Genomic DNA, 19,885 nt, shown 5'->3' on the forward strand with positions numbered 1-19,885 from the left:
TTTATTGACCGTGTTGTTGGCAAATCTCGTTCACCGCACGACACACGCGCTCGACATCGCCTTCCGTCATCTGCGTGAAGAGCGGCAGCGTGACCGTGCTCGCGCCATAGTGCTCCGCATACGGGAACATGCCTTCCCTGAAGCCGCGCGCGCGGTACAGGGAGAACAGATGGATGGCCGGGTAATGCACGCCCGTGCCGATGCCACGCTCCTTCAGCTGCTCCATGAAGCCGGCGCGGCTGATCGACAGGCGCGCGAGCGGCAGCGTGACGAGGAACATGTGCCAGTTGGTGTTCTCGAAGTCGGCGAGCGGCAGGCCCATGCCAAGCCTCGCGGCCGCGCCGCCTTCGAAGCCCGCGAAATAGGCGCGCGCGAGCGCGTGGCGCTGCGCGCGGAAGCGCTCGATGTGCGGCAACTGGCCGAGGCCGACGCGCGCGGCGACGTCCGTCAGGTTGTACTTGCCGCCGAGCAGCTCGCAGTCCATGCCGTCGAAGCCCGTGCGCACGATGCCTTGCAGGCGGTACTTCTGCGCGAGGACGGCTTCCTCCTCGTTGTTCAGCACGAGCGCGCCGCCTTCGATCGACGTCAGGTTCTTGTTCGCGTGGAAGCTGAACGACACGATGTCGCCGAGCTTGCCGATGCGCTCGCCTTTCCACGTCGAGCCGAACGCCTGCGCGGCGTCTTCGATCACGCGCAGCTTGTGCGCGCGGGCGATCGCGTAGAGACGGTCCATGTCGACGGGCAGGCCCGACAGGAAGACGGGAATGATCGCCTTCGTGCGCGGCGTGATCGCCTTTTCCATCAGATCCAGGTCGATGTTGCGCGTCGCCGGGTCGATATCGACGAATACGGGCGTCGCGCCGACCTCGATGATCACGTTGCTCGTCGCGACCCACGACGCCGGCGTCGTGATGACCTCGTCGCCGGCCCCGACGCCCGCGATGCGCAGGCCGATTTCCAGCGTCGCGGTGCCCGAGTTGAACGTGCGCACCGGGCGGCCGCCGCAGTATTCCGACAACGCCTTTTCGAACGCCTGGTTCTGCGGGCCCGTCGTGATCCAGCCGGAGCGGAGCACGTCGGCAACACCGCGGATCGTTTCTTCATCGATCTCGGGACGAACGAACGGCAGGAACGGAACGGATGACTCGGTCATGGATGGATTTGCTCGAAATAAAAAGGGCACGGTCTGACACAATACTGACAATCTGCTTAATTCAAGCTTAATCTTCCGCGCCTACGTTGATCGGTGCCTCGATGCGGCGGCGATAATGTGCGACTTCTGCACCAATGTCCAGTGCCCGAAACAATTCAAGAGACATTAGCAGACGCGAACGGGCTTGCCAGCGGATATTCTGCGGCGGGGCGACGTCGATCGCACCGATGATCCCCATCGTGCGCGATCACGCCGACTCGCCGCGCCTTACGCCCCGTGTTCATCGACTTGTCGATCAACTGCGTGCGACGAGGAACACACCCACCAGGATCACGCCGATGCCCACGAGACGCTGGGCCGACAGCACTTCGCCGAACAGATACCACGCAGCAAACGCGTTTACAACATAGCCCAGCGACAGCATCGGATAGGCAATCGATACATCCACGCGCGACAGTCCGACGATCCACACGACGACGCTCAGCACATAGCAGGCGAGCCCGCCGATGATGGGCAGCTGCGTCGCGATCCTGAACCCGATCGGGATGATGTTGGCGACGGTGAAATCGAAATGGCCGACGGCGTTCGTGCCGGCCTTCAAAAGCAGCTGGGCCGTCGCGTTCAGCGCGACGCCCGCGAGGATGCAGAAAAGCGAAATCGGATTCATCGAATAGACGTTTGGATGATGGAGGCGGTCATGGCTGCTGCGCTCGCCGCATTCATTGCGTTTGCTGCGGCCCGGAGGCCGCCTGCGCAGCGCCGGGTTGCGCGGCAGCGCCTTGCTGCTGCTCGCCCGCCTGTTCGGAGCCCGGCTTCTCGACGATTACACGCCGGGCGTCGCGCGCGACGACCGTCATCGGCAAGTGCTGCGCGCTGAGTTGCTCGTAGCGCTCCGGCGACATCAGCGCCATCGCGTAGCGGTCGGCTTTCCAGCGCTCGATCCATTGCGGGACTGTCGGCACCCATTTTTGCGGTTCGACCGTCACGCCGAAGGCCAGTTCGTCCGAGTGCTCGACCATGATCATCGCGTGGCCAATGTAGAACGGCACCGTATGATCGAGCACGCCGACCGAGTAGAACGGCGTGTCGGCGGGCAGTTTCGCTAGCTCGGCCTTCACGGCGGGGGCGAGCGGCGCGCCGGACGACAGCCGGCCGAACGCGTCGTGCCCCGTGCCGGCGATCACGGCGAGCAGCAGCCATCCGAAGCCGAAGATCGTGGCGGCGCCGAAGAGGCCCGCGCCCGAGGTCCGCGCCACGCTGTTCTGCGCGCCCGCCTGCAGGGCGCCGGACGACCCGTTCGCGGCGCGGCGCGTGCGCCAGTTGAGCCAGATCGCCGCAAGCGTGAGGACCAGGCCGACGGCGAGCGCCGCGAACACCCAGACGCGGAACTCGAGGTACAGCGCATTCGGGTTGCGCTTGTCGCCCAGATGCCCGAGGAACACCGCGCCGAATCCCGCCGCGACCAGAAACACCGCGTAGCCCGTCAGGTGCCGATGGAACTGCTCGCGCGTGACGAGGGGCAGATACAGGCCGATCACGAGCGCGATCGGAGGCGCGATGGGCAGCGTGTACGAAATCAGCTTCGAATGCGACGCGCTGAAGAACAGAAAGATGAAGACGGTCCACACGAACAGCATCGTCACGGGCGAGAAGCCGTTTGCCTGGCGCGGCATGCGCAGCGCGTTGCGCACACTCTGGACGCTCACCGACAGCCACGGCAGGAAGCCGACGATCAGCACGGGCACGAAGTAATAGAACGGGCCAGGGCGGTTCTGCTCGGGCGTCAGATAGCGCCTGAACTGCTGAACGATGAAGAAGAAGTTGAAGAATTCGGGGTTGCGGTCCTGCACGATCACGAACCACGGCGTGACGATCGCGAAGAACACGATCAGGCCGCTCACGAGATAGAGGCGCTTCCAGATCGCCCAGTCGCGCGCGATCAGCGTGTACAGCACGAGCACGGCGCCCGGCAGGATCAGGCCGATGAGGCCCTTCGACAGCACGGCCAGTGCCATCGACGCCCACACGACCCACATCCACAGCCGCTGCTCGCGGGACGCGAGGCCCGGACGCTGCGCGAGCAGCAGGCTGAAGAGCGTCAGTTCCATCCAGAACGACAGGCCCATGTCGAGCGTGTTGAAGTGGCCCATCAGGTTCCAGTATGGCGCGCTGGCGAGCACGAGGGCGGCGAACAGGCCCGTCGCGGCGTTGAACACACGCGCGCCCGTATAGCCGACCAGCAGCACGCCCGCGAAGCCGGTGAGCGCCGTATAGAGGCGCGCCTGCCACTCGCCGATGCCGAACCACGCGAACGACAGCGCGTTCGCCCAGGTTTGAAGCGGCGGCTTCTCGAAGTACTTGTAGCCGTTGTAGCGCGGCGTGATCCAGTCGCCGGTGACGAACATTTCGCGCGCCATTTCGGCGTAGCGGCCTTCGTCGCTCGGTAGCAGATGGCGCCAGCCCAGCGGCACGAACCAGATCACAGCCAGCGTGAGCACGAGCAGCAGGACCGTCGTGCGATTGAGCGTCAGCCCGGACGGCTTGTCGTTCATGTGTTGTTCAACCCTTCTCGGCGCCGCTCGCGCGGCTTCGTTCTTATTTCCACCGGACGAAGGGTCCGGTTGTTACGGTGCGTCCAGCGGGCATCCGATGCGCAGCGCCCGGCCGGTGCGCCGGCGGTTGCCAGGCGGCGCGCGTTATTGGCCCGTTATCGGGCACGTGAGGCCGGGCCCGTGACGCGGAGCAGCCGCCGATTGTCCATCGGCGACGCTTACGACACCCCTTACAACACCCTTATGCCGCCGCTTTGCGGCAAGTGCGCGCTCCCATTTGCGGGCGGGCCTTCGCGAGCGCGCCATCCGATGCAGTTAGGCTGCCGGAACGCGGGCAGGCGCGCAGTGTACTTGATCCGCGTGACGCGCCCGCCAAAAGGTGCCGGTGTGCCGTGCGAAAACGCCGTTCAGCCCTCCGCCCGATGCGCCGCGAGCGCCGCTAACTTTCGATCAGCAGCGCGGCCGCGACCTTGCGGCCTTCCGCCATCAGAATGTTGTACGTCCGGCAGGCGGCCTTGAAGTCCATCGTTTCGACGCCGATCCGCTGGGCCGCGAGGGCGGCCGTGAGGCGCGGATGCGGAAAGCGCAGGCGCTCGCCGCTGCCGAAGATGACGACTTCCGGCGCCGGTTCGATCAAGAGCGCGAAGTGCTCGGGCGAGAGGGCCTCGAACGACGACACCGGCCAGCTCATGACGGGTCCTTGCGGCAGCACGATGATGCTGCCCGTATGACGTTCGAGATTGATTTCGACATAGTCGACGCCGTAACCCGTGACGGTGTTCAGGGCGCCGCTTGAATCCTGGTGTAATTTCAAACTGGTTTTCCGTGGTCGTCGTAAGGCATGCACCGCGTGCGTCGTATGTCGCGTTTCGACCGGCAGGCGCGACGACGCGTTCAATGCGCGGGTCCAACTCGCGGGCTCGATGCGTGAGTTCAGCTCGCGGCTTCAATGCCGGTTGATGCCGTTCGATGCCTCGTCTGCGGGCATGCTGGCCTTGCGTGGTGCATTGCGGAAGTTAGCCAATATCCGCTAAATTATAACTTTTTAGCCGCCCGGCGGCTCCCCTCGAGGTCCGCGCGCTGCCACAAGCCGCGCCCGCAAGGCTGGCGACTGCGCCCGCCGTCCGCGGTGGGGTGCCCGGAACGCGCCGGCACAGGCGTCAACGAGACGCCCGCCCGCGCGTCGACTGGGGTGTCGGCCGAAGCGTCCGATTTGCCGGCAGCGCGCGAATAGCCGAATAGCCAGCGGAACGGCCAGCAATATGCGAGCGACGCGCGAGCAGAACGCGCCAGCAACACGCGCGGTGCCCATGCCATACGCGACGACGCATCAGGCGGCATGCCCGCGCCCGCTCAGCCGCTCGATGGCCTTGCGCGCCGCGCCGCCCGCGTTCCGCATGATGCCCTGCGCCGGCCCGACGGCCGGCTGCGCAAACCCCGTCCTCATGGCTTGCCCGCTGCATGGGGCGCAGCCCCGTGGTCCCGCTCATTTACCCAGGATGAAGTGCCCGTCGTGAAACCGATACTCAAATCAAACAAGCTGTTGAACGTCTGCTACGACATTCGCGGGCCCGTTCTCGAACACGCGAAGCGCCTCGAAGAAGAAGGCCATCGCATCATCAAGCTGAACATCGGGAATCTCGCGCCGTTCGGTTTCGACGCTCCTGACGAAATCATCCAGGACATGATCCGCAATCTACCCGAGTCGTCGGGCTATTCGGACTCGAAGGGCGTGTTCGCGGCGCGCAAGGCGATCATGCATTACGCGCAGCAAAAGGGCGTCGTGGGCGTCGAGCTGGACGACATCTATATCGGCAACGGCGCGTCCGAGCTGATCGTGATGGCGATGCAGGCGCTTCTCAACGACGGCGACGAAGTGCTGCTGCCCGCGCCCGACTATCCGCTGTGGACGGCGGGCGTGAGCCTCTCGGGCGGCACGCCCGTGCATTACGTATGCGACGAATCGAACGCGTGGATGCCGGACCTCGACGACATCCGCGCGAAGATCACGCCGAACACGAAGGCGATCGTCGTGATCAACCCGAACAACCCGACGGGCGCGCTGTACTCCGACGAACTGCTGCTCGCGCTGATCGGGATCGCGCGCCAGCATGGCCTCGTCATCTTCGCGGACGAGGTCTACGACAAGATCGTCTACGATGGCAAGAAGCATACGTCGATGGCGGCGCTGTCCGAGGACGTGCTGACGGTCACGTTCAACAGCCTGTCGAAGAGTTACCGTTCGTGCGGCTATCGCGCCGGCTGGATGTGGGTGTCGGGACTGACGGGCGAAAATCGCCGCCGCGCGAAAGACTACTTCGAAGGCCTCGGCATTCTCGCGTCGATGCGCCTGTGCCCGAACGTGCCCGGCCAGTACGCGATCCAGACGGCGCTCGGCGGCTATCAGAGCATCAACGATCTGATTGCGCCGGGCGGGCGGCTCTACAAGCAGCGCCAGCTCGCGTACGACATGCTGACGGCCATTCCGGGCGTGACCTGCGTGAAGCCGGAGGCAGCGCTGTACATGTTCCCGCGCCTCGATCCGAAGCTGTATCCGGTCGAGAACGACCAGCAGTTCATCCTCGATCTGCTGCTGGAAGAGCGCGTGCTGCTCGTGCAGGGCAGCGGTTTCAACTGGAAGGCGCCGGATCACTTCCGTGTCGTGTTCCTGCCGAACGTCGACGATCTCGCCGATTCGATTCACCGGATCGCGCGCTTCCTCGACGGCTATCGCAAACGCCACGCGGCCTGAGGGCGCATCGGCGCCCGAACCGATTTTCAATCTCTCACTAGACACACACGCTGCATGGAACCGATCAAAGTTGGACTGCTGGGCTTCGGCACGGTAGGCAGCGGCACCTTCACGGTACTGCGCCGCAACCAGGAAGAAATCAACCGACGCGCGGGTCGCGGCATCGAGATCGCGCGCATTGCCGTGCGCAATCCCGCGAAGGCCACGGCGGCGCTCGGCAGCGAGGCGGGCACGGTCTCGATCACCGACGACTTCGGTTCGGTCGTCGACGATCCGTCGATCGCCATCGTCGCGGAAATGATCGGCGGCACGGGCATCGCGCGCGATCTCGTGCTGCGCGCGATCAAAAACGGCAAGCACGTCGTGACGGCCAACAAGGCGCTGCTCGCCGTGCACGGCACGGAGATCTTCGAGGCGGCGCGCACGAACGGCGTGATGGTCGCGTTCGAAGCGGCCGTCGCGGGCGGCATCCCGATCATCAAGGCGCTGCGCGAGGGCCTCACGGCGAATCGCATCCAGTACATCGCGGGCATCATCAACGGCACGACGAACTACATCCTGTCGGAGATGCGCGACCGCGGCCTCGACTTCGCGACGGCGCTGAAGGCCGCGCAGGAACTCGGCTACGCGGAAGCGGACCCGACCTTCGACATCGAAGGCGTCGACGCCGCGCACAAGGCGACCATCATGAGCGCGATCGCGTTCGGCGTACCCGTGCAGTTCGACAAGGCGTACGTCGAAGGCATCAGCAAGCTCGCCGCGATCGACATCCGGTATGCGGAAGAACTCGGCTACCGGATCAAGCTGCTCGGTATCACGCGGCGCAGCGACAAGGGCATCGAGTTGCGCGTGCATCCGACGCTGATCCCCGGGAAGCGTCTGCTTGCGAACGTCGAAGGCGCGATGAACGCGGTCGTCGTGCACGGCGACGCCGTCGGCACGACGCTGTACTACGGCAAGGGCGCGGGCGCGGAGCCGACGGCGTCGGCAGTGGTCGCGGATCTCGTCGACGTGACGCGCCTGCACACGGCCGACCCCGAACACCGCGTGCCGCATCTGGCGTTCCAGCCGGACCGTCTGTCGAGCACGCCGATCCTGCCCATCGACGAAGTGACGAGCGGCTACTATCTGCGTCTGCGGGTCGCCGACGTGACGGGCGTGCTGGCCGACATCACGCGCATCCTCGCGGACACGGGCATTTCGATCGACGCGCTGCTGCAGAAGGAATCGGAGCAGGTCGACGTGTCGAAGAAGGGCGAGACCGACATCATCCTGATCACGCACGAGACGGTCGAGAAGAACGTCAACGCGGCGATCGCGAATATCGAGGCGCTGAAGACGGTCGTGTCGAAGGTGACGAAGCTGCGCATGGAAGCGCTGAACTGACGCACGCAAAGCACACGACGCACGACACGCACACTCGCAACGAGGCAAGCTCATGAACTACATTTCCACGCGCGGCGCCGGCATCGGCGAGCGCCACACGTTCTCCGACATCCTGCTCGGCGGTCTCGCGAAGGATGGCGGCCTGTATCTGCCGGGCGACTATCCGCAGGTATCGGCGGATGAACTCGCGCGCTGGCGCGCGCTGCCGTACGCCGATCTCGCGTTCGAGATCCTGCGCAAGTTCAGCGACGACATTCCCGCTGAAGAACTGCGCGAACTGACGCGCCGCACGTACACCGCGCAGGTGTACTGCCATGTGCGCGACGAAGAGAACGCCGCGCAGATCACGCCGCTGAAGACGCTCGGCGTCGAAGACGGCGCGTCGCTGTCGCTGCTCGAGCTGTCGAACGGCCCGACGCTCGCGTTCAAGGACATGGCGATGCAGCTGCTCGGCAATCTGTTCGAGTACACGCTCGCGAAGCACGGCGAAACGCTGAACATTCTCGGCGCGACGTCGGGCGATACGGGCAGCGCCGCCGAATACGCGATGCGCGGCAAGAAGGGCATTCGCGTCTTCATGCTGTCGCCGCACAAGAAGATGAGCGCGTTCCAGACTGCGCAGATGTACAGCCTGCAAGACCCGAACATCTTCAACGTGGCGATCGATGGCGTGTTCGACGATTGCCAGGACATCGTCAAGGCCGTGTCGAACGATCATGCGTTCAAGGCGCAGCAGAAGATCGGCACGGTCAATTCGATCAACTGGGCGCGCGTCGTCGCGCAGGTCGTGTACTACTTCAAGGGCTACTTCGCGGCCACGAAGCGCAACGACGAGCGCGTGTCGTTCACGGTGCCGTCGGGCAACTTCGGCAACGTGTGCGCCGGACACATCGCGCGGATGATGGGTCTGCCCATCGAAAAGCTCGTCGTCGCGACGAACGAAAACGACGTGCTGGACGAATTCTTCCGCACGGGCATTTACCGCGTGCGCAAGTCGTCGGAGACGTATCACACGAGCAGTCCGAGCATGGACATCTCGAAGGCGTCGAATTTCGAGCGCTTCGTGTTCGATCTGCTCGGCCGCGACCCGAAGCGCGTGCTGCAACTGTTCCGCGACGTCGAAGAAAAAGGCGGCTTCGATCTGCAGGCGAGCGGCGATTTTGCGCGCGTGCAGGAGTTCGGCTTCGTATCGGGGCGCAGTAGCCACGACGACCGCGTCGAGACGATTCGCGACGTGTTCCAGCGCTACGACACGATGATCGACACGCACACGGCCGACGGCGTGAAGGTCGCGCGCGAGCATCTGCAGGCGGGCATTCCGATGATCGTGCTGGAGACGGCGCAGCCGATCAAGTTCGGCGAGACGATCCGCGAGGCGCTCGAGCGCGAGCCGGAGCGTCCCGCGGCGTTCAGCGGGCTCGAAGACTTGCCGCAGCGCTTCGAGGTGCTGCCGAACGACGCGCAGCGCGTGAAGGACTTCGTCGCGGCGCATACGGGGGCTTGAGCGGGCAGTCAGCGCGATAGAAGCCCGGTCACGCAGACGGCGCACGTTCATCGACGTGCGCCGTTTTGTTTTGCGGCGCGTGCCGATGCGCTTAGCTCTCCAGCAGCCATTCGTCACGGCCCGGATAAAAGCGCCCATCAACGCGACGCGGCTGCGCCCGCTACAATGATTGTTTTCGAATCGCTTCATTTCCGATCGATGTCCACACCTACGCCTCCGACGCCTCCGCAGTCCGCGCCACGCGCGCCGATGCTGTCGACGGCCGACGCGCTCGCCACGCTGCTCGGCGCCGCCGTGCAGATCGGCGGCACCGAAACGCTGCCGACACTCGACGCGACCAACCGCGTGCTCGCCGCCGACGTGATCTCGCCGCTCGACGTGCCGCCGATGAACACGAGCGCGATGGACGGCTATGCGGTGCGTGTCGCCGAGCTGTCGCAAGGCGAACGGCGCTTGCCCATCTCGCAGCGCATTCCGGCGGGCCACGCGCCGCAGCCGCTGGCGGAAGGCACGGCGGCGCGCATCTTCACGGGCGCGACGGTGCCGCCCGGCGCCGACGCGATCGTGATGCAGGAGCAAACGGAAGCAGCCGGCGACGCAGTGGCGATCCTGCACACGCCGAAAGCGGGCGAATGGATCACGCAGCAGGGCGCCGACATCCGCAAGGGCGCGACGATCCTGCCCGCGGGCACGCGGCTCACGCCGCAGGCGCTGGGACTCGCGGCGTCCGTCGGGTGTGCGAATCTGGAGGTCGTGCGCCGCGTGAAAGTCGCGGTGTTCTTCACGGGCGACGAACTGACGATGCCCGGCGAGCCGCTCAAGCCCGGTGCTATCTACAACTCGAACCGCTTCACGCTGACGGGCCTGCTGCAAAAACTCGGCTGTGAAGTCACCGATTTCGGCATCGTTCCCGACAAGCTCGACGCGACGCGGCAAACGCTGCGCGACGCCGCGCAGGCGCATGATCTGATCCTGACGTGCGGCGGCGTGTCGGTGGGCGAGGAAGACCACGTGAAGCCCGCCGTCGAGGCTGAAGGGCGCCTGTCGATGTGGCAGATCGCGATGAAGCCGGGCAAGCCGCTCGCGTTCGGCGCGATTCGCCGCGCGTCGGCGCAGGGCGAAAGCGCGGCGGCGGGTGCGGCGAGCGAGACGTTCTTCATCGGCTTGCCGGGCAATCCCGTGTCGACGTTCGTCACGTTCCTGCTGTTCGTGCGTCCGTTCCTGCTGCGCCTCGCGGGCGTGCGGACAGTGACGCCGCGCGCACTGTCGCTGCGCGCCGACTTCACGCAGCACAAGGGCGACCGCCGCAACGAATTCCTGCGCGCGCGCGTGAACGCCGCGGGCGGTCTCGATCTGTTCCCGAACCAGAGTTCGGCGGTGCTGACGTCGACGGTCTGGGGCGACGGCCTGATCGACAATCCGCCGAATCATGTGATCAGCGCCGGCGAGACCGTGCGCTTCATCCCGTTTTCCGAATTGCTGAACTGAGCGCGGCCGTTATCGGGCCGCTACCGAGAATGAAGATCCAGCTGAAATATTTTGCGAGCGTGCGCGAAGCGCTCGGCCGGTCAGACGAATCCGTGGACGTGCCCGAAGGCATCGCGACGGTCGGCGACGTGCGCGCCTGGCTGCGCGTGCGCGGCGGCGTGTGGGCCGAGACGCTCGCGGAAGGCCGCGCGCTGCGCATGGCCTGCAACCACGTAATGACGGACGCGGGCACGCGCATCACCGACGGCTGCGAAGTCGCGTTCTTTCCGCCCGTCACGGGCGGCTGAGTCCGGCCATTGAATCGGGCCAATGAAGCGGGAGGGCGAACGATGACGGTCCGCGTCCAGACAGAAGACTTCGACCTGACGACGGAAGTCGCCGCATTGCGCGCGCAGAATCCGAAGGTCGGCGCTGTGGCGTGCTTCGTCGGCACGGTGCGCGACATCAACGAGGGCGAAGCCGTCGAGACGATGGAGCTCGAGCACTATCCGGGCATGACGGAGAAGTCGCTCGAAGCGATCGTCGACGCGGCCCGCGAGCGCTGGCCGGGTACCGATGTGCTGATCGTGCACCGCGTCGGCAAGCTGATGCCGCTCGATCAGATCGTGCTGGTTGCGACGACGTCGAAGCATCGGGCGAACGCATTCGCGTCGTGCGAATTCGTGATGGACTACCTGAAGACCCAGGCGCCGTTCTGGAAGAAGGAAAAGACGGAAAGCGGCGAGCGCTGGGTCGACGCCCGCGTGACCGACGACGAAGCGCTCGCGCGATGGGGGCTGAAATCGGCGAACTCAAACGCGGATTGAGCGAAGAACGGCTCAATCGTCGTCGCGCGATTTGCCGATGATTTTGGCCGGAAACGGCTCGCCGCGCGGACGCGCATGTTCCGCCTCATGCTCTTCGCGCGAACGGCGGCGCGGCGCGATCCGCTCCAGCAGCGCCTGCTGTTCGGCGGGAATCTGATAGTCCCAGCCGAAGCGGCTCAACTGCAAACTCTGTGCGATGCGCAGCGCGGGCTCCATGAAACGCACGGCGGCGGCCGGTTCATAGCGCGACTCGACGGTATCGAGGAACAGATAGAGCCAGTGGCTGAAGTGCCGCGGCTCGACGCCGGCGAGCGGCATATGCGCATGCTGTACGTTGCCGCGATATTGCTTCGCGCCCAGAACCAGCGATCCCCAGAACACGCACATCTTCGGCAGATGCTCGTCCCAGCGTCCCGCCAGCTTCTCTTCGAACACCGGACCCAGCAGCGCGTCGGCACGCACGCGGTCGTAGAACGCGTAAACGAGCTCGTGGATGTTCTCTTCGTCGGGTTCGGCGTAGCGCGTGGCGAGGTGTTCGGCAGCGGGAATAGTGGAAGAAATTTCGGACTTCATAGCTGAAATAAGTAAGACGCGGCAAGCACTCCGACGCAAACCTGGCGCAAACTCCATCGCAAACTTTGGGCGCGCTCATCTAAAGTCAGAAAAAGTGCGCTTCAGACGAAAGTTAGCGTTTATAGTTACGCGAAATAACGAGATAAACGCGGCAATAAGAAGCGTTTTCGACGCATGATATTGCGCGCTGCAGCACCGGCGTTTATGGGAGGGCGTGAACATTCCGCACGTCATCCCCGTCGCGACTTGCCTTTCAATGAGACTGACAGACTATACCGATTACTCGCTGCGCGTGTTGCTTTACCTCGCAGTCCGTTCCGAAGGACTGGCTACGATCCAGGACATTTCGGACGCGTACGGCATATCGAAGAACCATCTGATGAAGGTGGTTCAGCGGCTTGCGGAACTCGGCTGGGTTGAGACCGTGCGCGGGCGCAACGGCGGTTTGCGGCTGTTCGAGCATTCGTCGGCGCTGACCATCGGCGAAGTGGTGCGCGCTGCCGAGAACGACTTCTCGCTGGTCAGCTGTTTCAACGGCAGCGATCCGGGCTCGCATCGCGAGTGTGTCATTCAGTCGCAATGCCGGCTGAAGGGCGTGCTCGAAGCGGCGCGCGCAGCGTTTTTCCGCGAGCTCGACGGCTTTACGATCCGCGATATCGCCGAGCCTGCGTCGCCGCTGATGTCACTGCTCGGGCTCAAGCCGTCGGCCACCGTCGTGCCGATCGTGCCCATTACGCCCGCCCTACCGACGGGCACCTGAGCCGACCGCACGATCGGTCGCCCGTGCGGCCGTCATTCGACGTCGCACTCTGCGCATATGAACGGCTTGCGGGCAGGCCCGCGCCCGTTCGCCGGCGCCCGCTGCGAGCCGCTGTGCGCCATCTCCGCCTTTGCTTTCACCGTGCTGTACGCGGGGCTAAACTGCGCTGTGTCCCGCGCTGGACGCGACAACGCAGCCGCCGTGCGAATTCTCTCCCCCTGATGCAAAAAAGCGCTTGAAACCTGCCTAAAACGCCTCATTTTGGTGGTAATCGAAATTGGAGGTCTCTTGATGAGAGTCGACAAACTCACCACTAAATTCCAGGAAGCGCTGGCCGATGCGCAAAGCCTTGCCGTCGGCCATGACAATCAGTACATCGAGCCCGTTCACCTCCTCGCGGCTCTCGTCGCGCAGCAGGACGGCTCGGCGCGTTCGCTGCTGTCGCGCGCCGGCGTCCACGTCCAGGCGCTGCAAACCGCGTTGAACGACGCGATTACGCGCTTGCCGCAAGTGCGGGGGACGGACGGCAACGTGCAGATCGGCCGCGATCTCACGGGTCTCCTGAACCAGGCCGACAAGGAAGCGCAGAAGCTCAACGACACCTACATCGCGAGCGAAATGTTCCTGCTTGCCGTCGCCGACGACAAGGGCGATGCCGGCCGTCTCGCGCGCGAGCATGGTCTGTCGCGCAAGTCGCTGGAGGCCGCCATCGTTGCCGTGCGCGGCGGCTCGCAGGTGCACAGCCAGGACGCCGAAAGCCAGCGCGAAGCACTGAAGAAATACACGATCGATCTGACCGAGCGCGCCCGTGCAGGCAAGCTCGACCCAGTCATCGGCCGTGACGACGAAATCCGCCGTTCGATTCAGATCCTCCAACGCCGGACCAAGAACAATCCGGTGCTGATCGGCGAGCCGGGCGTCGGCAAGACGGCGATCGTCGAAGGTCTCGCGCAGCGCATCGTCAACGGCGAAGTGCCGGAGACGCTCAAGGGCAAGCGCGTGCTGTCGCTCGACATGGCCGCGCTACTCGCGGGCGCGAAGTATCGCGGCGAGTTCGAAGAGCGTCTGAAGGCCGTGCTGAACGACATCGCGAAGGACGAAGGGCAGACCATCGTCTTCATCGACGAAATTCATACGATGGTCGGCGCGGGCAAGGCCGAAGGCGCGATGGACGCGGGCAACATGCTGAAGCCGGCGCTCTCGCGCGGCGAATTGCATTGCGTCGGCGCGACCACGCTCGACGAATATCGCAAGTACATCGAAAAGGATGCCGCGCTGGAGCGCCGCTTCCAGAAAGTGCTCGTCGACGAGCCGACGGTCGAAGCGACCATCGCGATCCTGCGCGGCTTGCAGGAGCGCTACGAGCTGCACCACGGCGTCGACATCACCGACCCGGCGATCGTCGCGGCGGCGGAACTCTCGCATCGCTACATCACAGATCGCTTCCTGCCGGACAAGGCGATCGACCTGATCGACGAAGCGGCGTCGAAGATCAAGATGGAAATCGACTCGAAGCCCGAGGAGATGGACAGGCTCGATCGCCGCCGTATCCAGCTGAAGATCGAGCGCGAAGCCGTCAAGAAGGAGAAGGACGAAGCGTCGCAGAAGCGCCTGCAACTGATCGAGGAAGAAATCGAGCGGCTCGACCGCGAATATTCGGATCTCGAAGAAATCTGGACGGCGGAAAAAGCGGCCGTGCAAGGCAGCGCGCAGCTGAAGGAAGAAATCGAGAAGACGCGCGCGGAAATCACGCGTCTGCAACGCGAAGGCAAGCTCGAAAAGGTCGCCGAACTGCAGTACGGCAAGCTGCCGCAGCTCGAAGCGCAACTGAAGCAGGTCACGCAGGCCGAGGCGCAGGAGCAGAACAATCCGACGCGTCCGCGCCTCTTGCGCACGCAGGTCGGCGCGGAGGAAATCGCGGAAGTCGTGTCGCGCGCGACGGGCATTCCCGTGTCGCGCATGATGCAGGGCGAACGCGAGAAGCTGCTGCAGATCGAAACGAAGCTGCATGAGCGCGTGGTCGGCCAGAACGAAGCGATCAGCGCGGTTGCCGATGCGATCCGCCGTTCGCGCGCCGGGCTCTCGGACCCGAACCGTCCGTATGGCTCGTTCCTGTTCCTTGGGCCGACGGGCGTCGGCAAGACCGAGTTGTGCAAGGCGCTCGCGGCGTTCCTGTTCGACGCGGAAGATCATCTGATCCGCATCGACATGAGCGAGTTCATGGAGAAGCACAGCGTCGCGCGCCTGATCGGCGCGCCGCCGGGCTATGTCGGCTACGAAGAAGGCGGCTATCTGACGGAAGCGGTGCGCCGCAAGCCGTACAGCGTGATCCTGCTGGACGAAATCGAGAAAGCGCACCCGGATGTCTTCAACGTGCTGCTGCAGGTGCTCGACGACGGCCGGATGACGGATGGCCAGGGCCGCACCGTGGACTTCAAGAACACGGTGATCGTGATGACGTCGAACCTCGGCTCGCAGGTGATCCAGGCGATGGTCGGCGAGTCGCAGGAAGCCGTGAAGGATGCCGTCTGGGAAGAAGTGAAGCTGCACTTCCGGCCGGAGTTCCTGAACCGGATCGACGACGTCGTCGTGTTCCATGCGCTCGGCCGCGACAACATCCAGTCGATCGCGAAGATCCAGCTGGAACGCGTGCACGACCGGCTCGCGAAGCTCGATATGCAGCTGGTCGTGTCGGATGCGGCGCTGGAGCTGATCGGCAAGGTCGGCTACGACCCGCTGTTCGGCGCGCGGCCATTGAAGCGCGCGATCCAGCAGGAGATCGAGAACCCGGTCGCGAAGCTGATTCTGGCCGGCAAGTTCGGGCCGAAGGACGTGATCCCCGTCGAGGTGGAAAACGGCAAGCTCGTGTTCGAGCGGGTGGTGCACTAAGCCTGAGCGGCATGGAAACGGATGCGCTGACAACGGGCGTATCCGCTCCCGATCGAAATCAAGAAAGAAAAAAAGCAAAAAGGCAACGAAGCGATTCGTTGCCTTTTCGTTTTTGTGCGCGGCGCTTCAGGCGCTACGCATGTCGAAGCAATGCAAAAGCGCCGCGGAAGTGACGCAGAAGTAGCACAGAAGCAGCGCACTCACGCGTTCTTGTTGCCGCCGAACAGGCCGGCCAGCGCGCCCAGCGAGCCGAGTGCGCTCGCGAGGCCGCCCGTGTCGACCTTGCCGTCGGCGGGGACTTCGCCGTTCGGCGTCGCGGCGTTGACGACGTGCGGCAGCACTTGCGACAGCAGACCCGTCACCGCCGACGGTTCGACGCCGACCTTCGATGCGATGTTCGTCACGGCTTCCGAGCCGAGCACGTTATGCAGTGCGTCGGCGGCGATCGGCTGGTTCTCGCCGTTGCTGACCCACGAGTTGATGATGTCGCCTGCGCCGTTTTGCTGGAAGCGCTGGATCAGCCCGTTCAGGCCGCCCGGCTGGTTGTTGATGAATTCGAGTGCAGCGGCGATCAGCGCCTGCTGGCCGCCGCCTTCGGGCGTATTGCCGCCGCCGAGCATGGAACCGAGGGTGTCGAGTAGGCTCATGACAATCTCTCTGTAGAGGCCGGCGCGATACTCGTGAAAGCGTGCGCCGGCGGGTAGGTGAAACGCCGGAAACGTCGGAAACGCCGCGCGAGCGCGGCACCGACAGGCTTGACAGACGTAGACGTGAAGCAGTGAGGCCATCGGACGCACAGCGAAGTGCGTCCCCGTCCGAGTCCTTATACGCCCGATGCAGCGGACGCGGCCTTGCTCTTCTTCGATTTCTTCGACTTCGGGGCGGTCGTATCCGACGCCATCGCAGGCGCGGATGCCGCGGTAGCAGCGGGCGCCGATGCTGCAGTGGCGTCCGCCTTGCTCTTCTTCTTCGACTTCGAGGCTTTCGTACCCGATGCGGCTTCGGCAGGCGCGGAAGGCGTGGGTTGCGCCGTGGTTGCGGGCGCAGCCGTCTGCTTCGACGTCGTCGCGGCGGGCTTGGTGGTTGCGCCCGTCGGCGGCGTGGACGAGCCGTTGATCGTGAGGCCCGCGGCTTCGAGGTTCTTCACCGACTTCTCGCCGATGCCCTTGACGCGATTCGCAAGGTCGTCGGCATCCTTGAACGGGCCATTCTTCGTGCGTTCGTCGATGATCGCCTTTGCATGGACGGGGCCGATGCCCTTGACCGATTCGAGCGCCGCCTGGTCGGCGGTATTGACTTCGACGGCGGACGCGAATCCCGCCGACAACGACAGGATCAGCGCGGCGCAAAGCATCAACAGCTTTTTCAACATGGCAATCACTCCATTGAGGGCAAACAGGTAGCCGGAACGGACGACGCTTTCACGTTAGCAAGCACTGCGTTCAAGCATAGAACATTTACTGTTCTCTTTCGCCGAAGGGCGCGCGACGTTGCGCGAATCGGCCGATTTATACCGGTGCGTCCGTGACAACACAATCGGCTCGCACCAAATTTGAAGCTTTTGCGCACTCGCGGGGCTGGCATCGTGTACGGATGTCAGGGGAGTTTGACGGAGGATGGGGCGGGACGGGGGGGCGCTGTTTGCTGCGCGGTTGTGCTCCCTCCCGTTGTGCCCGCTTTGGTCGCGCCTGCTTTCACAGGGCCACGCGCCGTCGCGCCGCGCACTTCGAAACGCACGGAATCGGCGCCCGATCCATCCGCATCGACGAGTTCCAGCACGTGACGCCCAGGCCAGGGCAGCCACAGCACGCGTTCGTCGTGGCCGAGCGAGCGGCCGTCGAGACGCCACGTGCTGCTGGCGGACGAGCCGCTCGCGCGCTCGAACACGATGCGCTGGCGCGCGGCGGGGATGTCGGGATCGAGCGCGAAGAGCGTGCCGTCAGTCGGTGAGCCGATGCGCGGCGCTCCGTTCGATGACGACTTGCCGGAACCGTTCGACGCGCGCATGAGCGCCGCTGAACGCGGCATCCGCGAGACGGTTCGCGCGCCGTCCGCATTGCTCGCGTTCGCGGCGAGTCCGACCAAGGGCGTTTGCGTGCCGCTCACGAACCATTCGTTGCGCGCGGGCTCGATGTTCTGGTCGAAGGTCACGCGCGTCTGCACGACGCCCACTGGCGCGCGCGGCGCGACGCTCGGCACGCGCCGATGCAGATAGCCGACGATGGCCGCCCAGACGGGCGCCGCGCCCGTCACGCCGGATACGTCCCACATCGGCTGTCCGTCTGCGTTGCCGACCCATACACCGACCGTATAGCGCGACGTATAGCCGATCGTCCAGTTGTCGCGCATGTCCTTGCTGGTGCCCGTCTTGACGGCCGAAAAGAAGCGCGTCGCGAGCGGACTGTCGAAGCCGAACGTGCGCGTGCGCGCGTTGTTGTCCGACAGCACGGTCGTGATGATGTAGCTGGCATCGGCGGTGAATACGCGTTGCTTCGCGGCAGGCTCGCGCAGGCTCGATGCAGGCGCATGACGCGGCACGTCGAAAGTCGGCGACGCGACTCCGCCGTTGGCGAGCGCGCGATACGCATTGGTCAGCGACAGCAGCGTCACGTCCGCGCTGCCGAGCGCGAGCGAATAGCCGTAGTAGTCGCCGCTTTGCGAAAGCGGCAGGCCGAGCGCGGTGAGCGTTTTCGCGAAGCGATGCGGCGTGACCATCACGAGCGCGCGTACGGCGGGCACGTTCAGCGACGAGCCGAGCGCCGTGCGCACGCTCACCCAGCCCTTGAAGTCCTTGTCGTAGTTTTGCGGAATATAGAGGCCGCCGCCCGCTGCGAGATCGAGCGGCGCATCGTCGAGCAGCGAGGCTGTGGTGAGCCGACGCTCGTCGATGGCCTGTGCGTAGAGAAACGGCTTGAGCGTCGAGCCGGCCTGGCGGCGCGCGAGCACGGCATCGACATCGCGCGCGCCCGACAGGCCACCCGACGATCCGACCCACGCGAGCACTTCGCCCGTCGCGTTATCGAGCACGACGACGGCGCCGTCGTGCACGTTGCGCGGATGCGCGGGCGCGTTGAGCTCGATGAGCGTGCGCGTAAGCGTGTCGCTGGCGAAGCGCTGGAGCTTCGCATCGAGCGTGCTCGTGACACGCGCGCCCGCCGTCGGATGCGCTTCGCTCGCAATGCGCCGCGCGAAATGCGGCGCAAGCACGGGCGCATCGGGCGACACCGACAGCAGCGCGGGAGCAGGGCGCGCGAAAGCGAGCTGCACGAAGCTCGCGAGATTCGCGCAGCGCTCGGGCGCCTTCATGTCGCGCAGAATCCGGCACGCGCGATCGCTGACCTTCGTGTACGACGCATTCGGCGAGCGGATCAGCGCGGCGGCAACGGCGGCTTCGCGTTCGTCGAGGCCGGATGGCGCCTTGCCGAACAGCGTGATCGACAGTGCGGACAACCCGATCGTCTCTCCGCGGAACGGTACGAGATTCAGGTACGCCTCCAGAATCTGGTCCTTGCGCCACGTGCGTTCGAGCCATAGCGCGCTCACGGCCTGGCTCGCCTTCTGCGTGATCGAGCGTTGCCCGGAGCGCTGCGGATCGTCGTTGAGCAGACCGGTGAGCTGCATCGTGACCGTCGATGCGCCGCGCGTGCGCGTGTTCCACAGATTCGCCCATGCGGCCGCCGCCGCGCCGCGCCAGTCGACGCCGCTGTGCTCGTAAAAGCGCTTGTCCTCCGACACGACGATCGCTTCGCGCAACGCCGGCGACACATCGGCGAGCGCGACCCAGTCGCCGCGCCGCTCGGTGTTGTCGATGCGCGTGCGTTGCAGCGGCACGCCGTCGCGCGACAGCAGCAGCCAGTCGGAGGTGCGCCATTGCGTGTGGACGTCGTCGAACGTCGGCAGCGCATGCGCGGCGAGCGGTATGGCGATCAGCAGCGCGCACAGCACGACGCGCGCGCACGCGCTGCGCCACCGCCCGTTTAGCGGGCGATTACGTTTCATCGCGTTCGTGCGGTCCATCGTCA

17 protein-coding genes are annotated in these 19,885 nt (G+C 65.0%); 8 read left to right on the top strand and 9 right to left on the bottom strand.

Features of this window, described 5'->3' with window-relative positions; translation table 11 throughout:
- Nucleotide 1 precedes the first annotated feature (1 nt).
- From BMW76_RS01905 to BMW76_RS01920, 5 genes are all read right to left on the bottom strand, one after another.
- Nucleotides 2-1,153 carry a DegT/DnrJ/EryC1/StrS family aminotransferase gene (locus tag BMW76_RS01905; RefSeq protein WP_090862100.1) on the bottom strand — a complete coding sequence of 384 codons (1,152 nt, stop codon included), beginning with the start codon at nucleotides 1,151-1,153 and terminating at the stop codon, nucleotides 2-4.
- 67 nt (nucleotides 1,154-1,220) lie between these two features.
- The gene (locus BMW76_RS40980) at nucleotides 1,221-1,391 is read right to left on the bottom strand and encodes a hypothetical protein (protein WP_177200283.1); all 171 of its coding nucleotides are present in this window, start codon (nucleotides 1,389-1,391) and stop codon (nucleotides 1,221-1,223) included.
- A 57-nt stretch (nucleotides 1,392-1,448) separates the two neighbouring features.
- Entirely contained in the window at nucleotides 1,449-1,820 is a 372-nt protein-coding gene (locus tag BMW76_RS01910) for an SMR family transporter (RefSeq protein WP_090862102.1), read from the bottom strand.
- A gap of 52 nt (nucleotides 1,821-1,872) precedes the next feature.
- Nucleotides 1,873-3,705, bottom strand: a complete 1,833-nt coding sequence (locus BMW76_RS01915; RefSeq protein ID WP_090862104.1) for a glycosyltransferase family 39 protein — start codon at nucleotides 3,703-3,705, stop codon at nucleotides 1,873-1,875.
- A 439-nt stretch (nucleotides 3,706-4,144) separates the two neighbouring features.
- Entirely contained in the window at nucleotides 4,145-4,519 is a 375-nt protein-coding gene (locus BMW76_RS01920; RefSeq protein ID WP_090862106.1) for an Mth938-like domain-containing protein, read from the bottom strand.
- Between the two features lie 690 nt (nucleotides 4,520-5,209).
- Between BMW76_RS01920 and BMW76_RS01925 the strand changes: the two genes are divergently transcribed.
- The 6 genes from BMW76_RS01925 to moaE all read left to right on the top strand — a co-directional run bounded on the left by BMW76_RS01925 (nucleotide 5,210) and on the right by moaE (nucleotide 11,641).
- Nucleotides 5,210-6,457, top strand: a complete 1,248-nt coding sequence (locus BMW76_RS01925) for a pyridoxal phosphate-dependent aminotransferase (protein ID WP_090862109.1) — start codon at nucleotides 5,210-5,212, stop codon at nucleotides 6,455-6,457.
- Between the two features lie 54 nt (nucleotides 6,458-6,511).
- Nucleotides 6,512-7,843, top strand: coding sequence for a homoserine dehydrogenase (locus BMW76_RS01930; protein ID WP_090862111.1), 1,332 nt, complete (start codon nucleotides 6,512-6,514; stop codon nucleotides 7,841-7,843).
- A 52-nt stretch (nucleotides 7,844-7,895) separates the two neighbouring features.
- Complete coding sequence (gene thrC / locus BMW76_RS01935; protein WP_090862113.1) at nucleotides 7,896-9,347, top strand: threonine synthase; 1,452 nt, start codon at nucleotides 7,896-7,898, stop codon at nucleotides 9,345-9,347.
- Between the two features lie 198 nt (nucleotides 9,348-9,545).
- Nucleotides 9,546-10,835, top strand: a complete 1,290-nt coding sequence (locus BMW76_RS01940) for a molybdopterin molybdotransferase MoeA (protein WP_245763097.1) — start codon at nucleotides 9,546-9,548, stop codon at nucleotides 10,833-10,835.
- Nucleotides 10,836-10,864: 29 nt separating this feature from the next.
- A complete protein-coding gene (gene moaD / locus BMW76_RS01945) occupies nucleotides 10,865-11,122 on the top strand; it encodes a molybdopterin converting factor subunit 1 (RefSeq protein ID WP_090862118.1) in 258 nt (85 codons plus the stop codon).
- A gap of 42 nt (nucleotides 11,123-11,164) precedes the next feature.
- Nucleotides 11,165-11,641, top strand: coding sequence for a molybdopterin synthase catalytic subunit MoaE (gene moaE / locus BMW76_RS01950; RefSeq protein WP_090862120.1), 477 nt, complete (start codon nucleotides 11,165-11,167; stop codon nucleotides 11,639-11,641).
- 12 nt (nucleotides 11,642-11,653) lie between these two features.
- Here moaE and BMW76_RS01955 read toward each other — a convergent pair whose 3' ends face one another.
- Entirely contained in the window at nucleotides 11,654-12,214 is a 561-nt protein-coding gene (locus tag BMW76_RS01955; protein ID WP_090862122.1) for a group III truncated hemoglobin, read from the bottom strand.
- A 256-nt stretch (nucleotides 12,215-12,470) separates the two neighbouring features.
- Between BMW76_RS01955 and BMW76_RS01960 the strand changes: the two genes are divergently transcribed.
- Nucleotides 12,471-12,974 (top strand): Rrf2 family transcriptional regulator, encoded by a 504-nt coding sequence (locus tag BMW76_RS01960; RefSeq protein ID WP_090862124.1) that lies wholly within the window; start codon nucleotides 12,471-12,473, stop codon nucleotides 12,972-12,974.
- A gap of 291 nt (nucleotides 12,975-13,265) precedes the next feature.
- A complete protein-coding gene (clpB, locus tag BMW76_RS01965) occupies nucleotides 13,266-15,863 on the top strand; it encodes an ATP-dependent chaperone ClpB (RefSeq protein ID WP_090862126.1) in 2,598 nt (865 codons plus the stop codon).
- 200 nt (nucleotides 15,864-16,063) lie between these two features.
- Here clpB and BMW76_RS01970 read toward each other — a convergent pair whose 3' ends face one another.
- From BMW76_RS01970 to pbpC, 3 genes are all read right to left on the bottom strand, one after another.
- Nucleotides 16,064-16,510 (bottom strand): YidB family protein, encoded by a 447-nt coding sequence (locus BMW76_RS01970; RefSeq protein WP_090862128.1) that lies wholly within the window; start codon nucleotides 16,508-16,510, stop codon nucleotides 16,064-16,066.
- 176 nt (nucleotides 16,511-16,686) lie between these two features.
- Nucleotides 16,687-17,235: a ComEA family DNA-binding protein gene (locus BMW76_RS01975; protein ID WP_090862130.1), complete on the bottom strand. Its 549-nt coding sequence runs from the start codon at nucleotides 17,233-17,235 to the stop codon at nucleotides 16,687-16,689.
- Nucleotides 17,236-17,459: 224 nt separating this feature from the next.
- Nucleotides 17,460-19,862, bottom strand: coding sequence for a penicillin-binding protein 1C (pbpC, locus tag BMW76_RS01980; RefSeq protein WP_177200295.1), 2,403 nt, complete (start codon nucleotides 19,860-19,862; stop codon nucleotides 17,460-17,462).
- Nucleotides 19,863-19,885: the final 23 nt, after the last annotated feature.

Source organism: Paraburkholderia diazotrophica, assembly GCF_900108945.1.
Taxonomy (GTDB): Bacteria; Pseudomonadota; Gammaproteobacteria; order Burkholderiales; family Burkholderiaceae; genus Paraburkholderia; species Paraburkholderia diazotrophica.

What these genes read in the sequence shown, in the direction of transcription:
- BMW76_RS01915 (WP_090862104.1), bottom strand. Translation starts at nt 3,705, where the DNA reads ATGAACGACAAGCCGTCCGGGCTGACGCTCAATCGCACGACGGTCCTG.
- BMW76_RS01905 (WP_090862100.1), bottom strand. Translation starts at nt 1,153, where the DNA reads ATGACCGAGTCATCCGTTCCGTTCCTGCCGTTCGTTCGTCCCGAGATC.
- BMW76_RS01955 (WP_090862122.1), bottom strand. Translation starts at nt 12,214, where the DNA reads ATGAAGTCCGAAATTTCTTCCACTATTCCCGCTGCCGAACACCTCGCC.
- BMW76_RS01970 (WP_090862128.1), bottom strand. Translation starts at nt 16,510, where the DNA reads ATGAGCCTACTCGACACCCTCGGTTCCATGCTCGGCGGCGGCAATACG.
- thrC (WP_090862113.1), top strand. Translation starts at nt 7,896, where the DNA reads ATGAACTACATTTCCACGCGCGGCGCCGGCATCGGCGAGCGCCACACG.
- moaE (WP_090862120.1), top strand. Translation starts at nt 11,165, where the DNA reads ATGACGGTCCGCGTCCAGACAGAAGACTTCGACCTGACGACGGAAGTC.
- BMW76_RS01910 (WP_090862102.1), bottom strand. Translation starts at nt 1,820, where the DNA reads ATGAATCCGATTTCGCTTTTCTGCATCCTCGCGGGCGTCGCGCTGAAC.
- BMW76_RS01960 (WP_090862124.1), top strand. Translation starts at nt 12,471, where the DNA reads ATGAGACTGACAGACTATACCGATTACTCGCTGCGCGTGTTGCTTTAC.
- BMW76_RS01940 (WP_245763097.1), top strand. Translation starts at nt 9,546, where the DNA reads ATGTCCACACCTACGCCTCCGACGCCTCCGCAGTCCGCGCCACGCGCG.
- BMW76_RS40980 (WP_177200283.1), bottom strand. Translation starts at nt 1,391, where the DNA reads ATGGGGATCATCGGTGCGATCGACGTCGCCCCGCCGCAGAATATCCGC.
- BMW76_RS01930 (WP_090862111.1), top strand. Translation starts at nt 6,512, where the DNA reads ATGGAACCGATCAAAGTTGGACTGCTGGGCTTCGGCACGGTAGGCAGC.
- clpB (WP_090862126.1), top strand. Translation starts at nt 13,266, where the DNA reads ATGAGAGTCGACAAACTCACCACTAAATTCCAGGAAGCGCTGGCCGAT.
- BMW76_RS01975 (WP_090862130.1), bottom strand. Translation starts at nt 17,235, where the DNA reads ATGTTGAAAAAGCTGTTGATGCTTTGCGCCGCGCTGATCCTGTCGTTG.
- pbpC (WP_177200295.1), bottom strand. Translation starts at nt 19,862, where the DNA reads ATGAAACGTAATCGCCCGCTAAACGGGCGGTGGCGCAGCGCGTGCGCG.
- moaD (WP_090862118.1), top strand. Translation starts at nt 10,865, where the DNA reads ATGAAGATCCAGCTGAAATATTTTGCGAGCGTGCGCGAAGCGCTCGGC.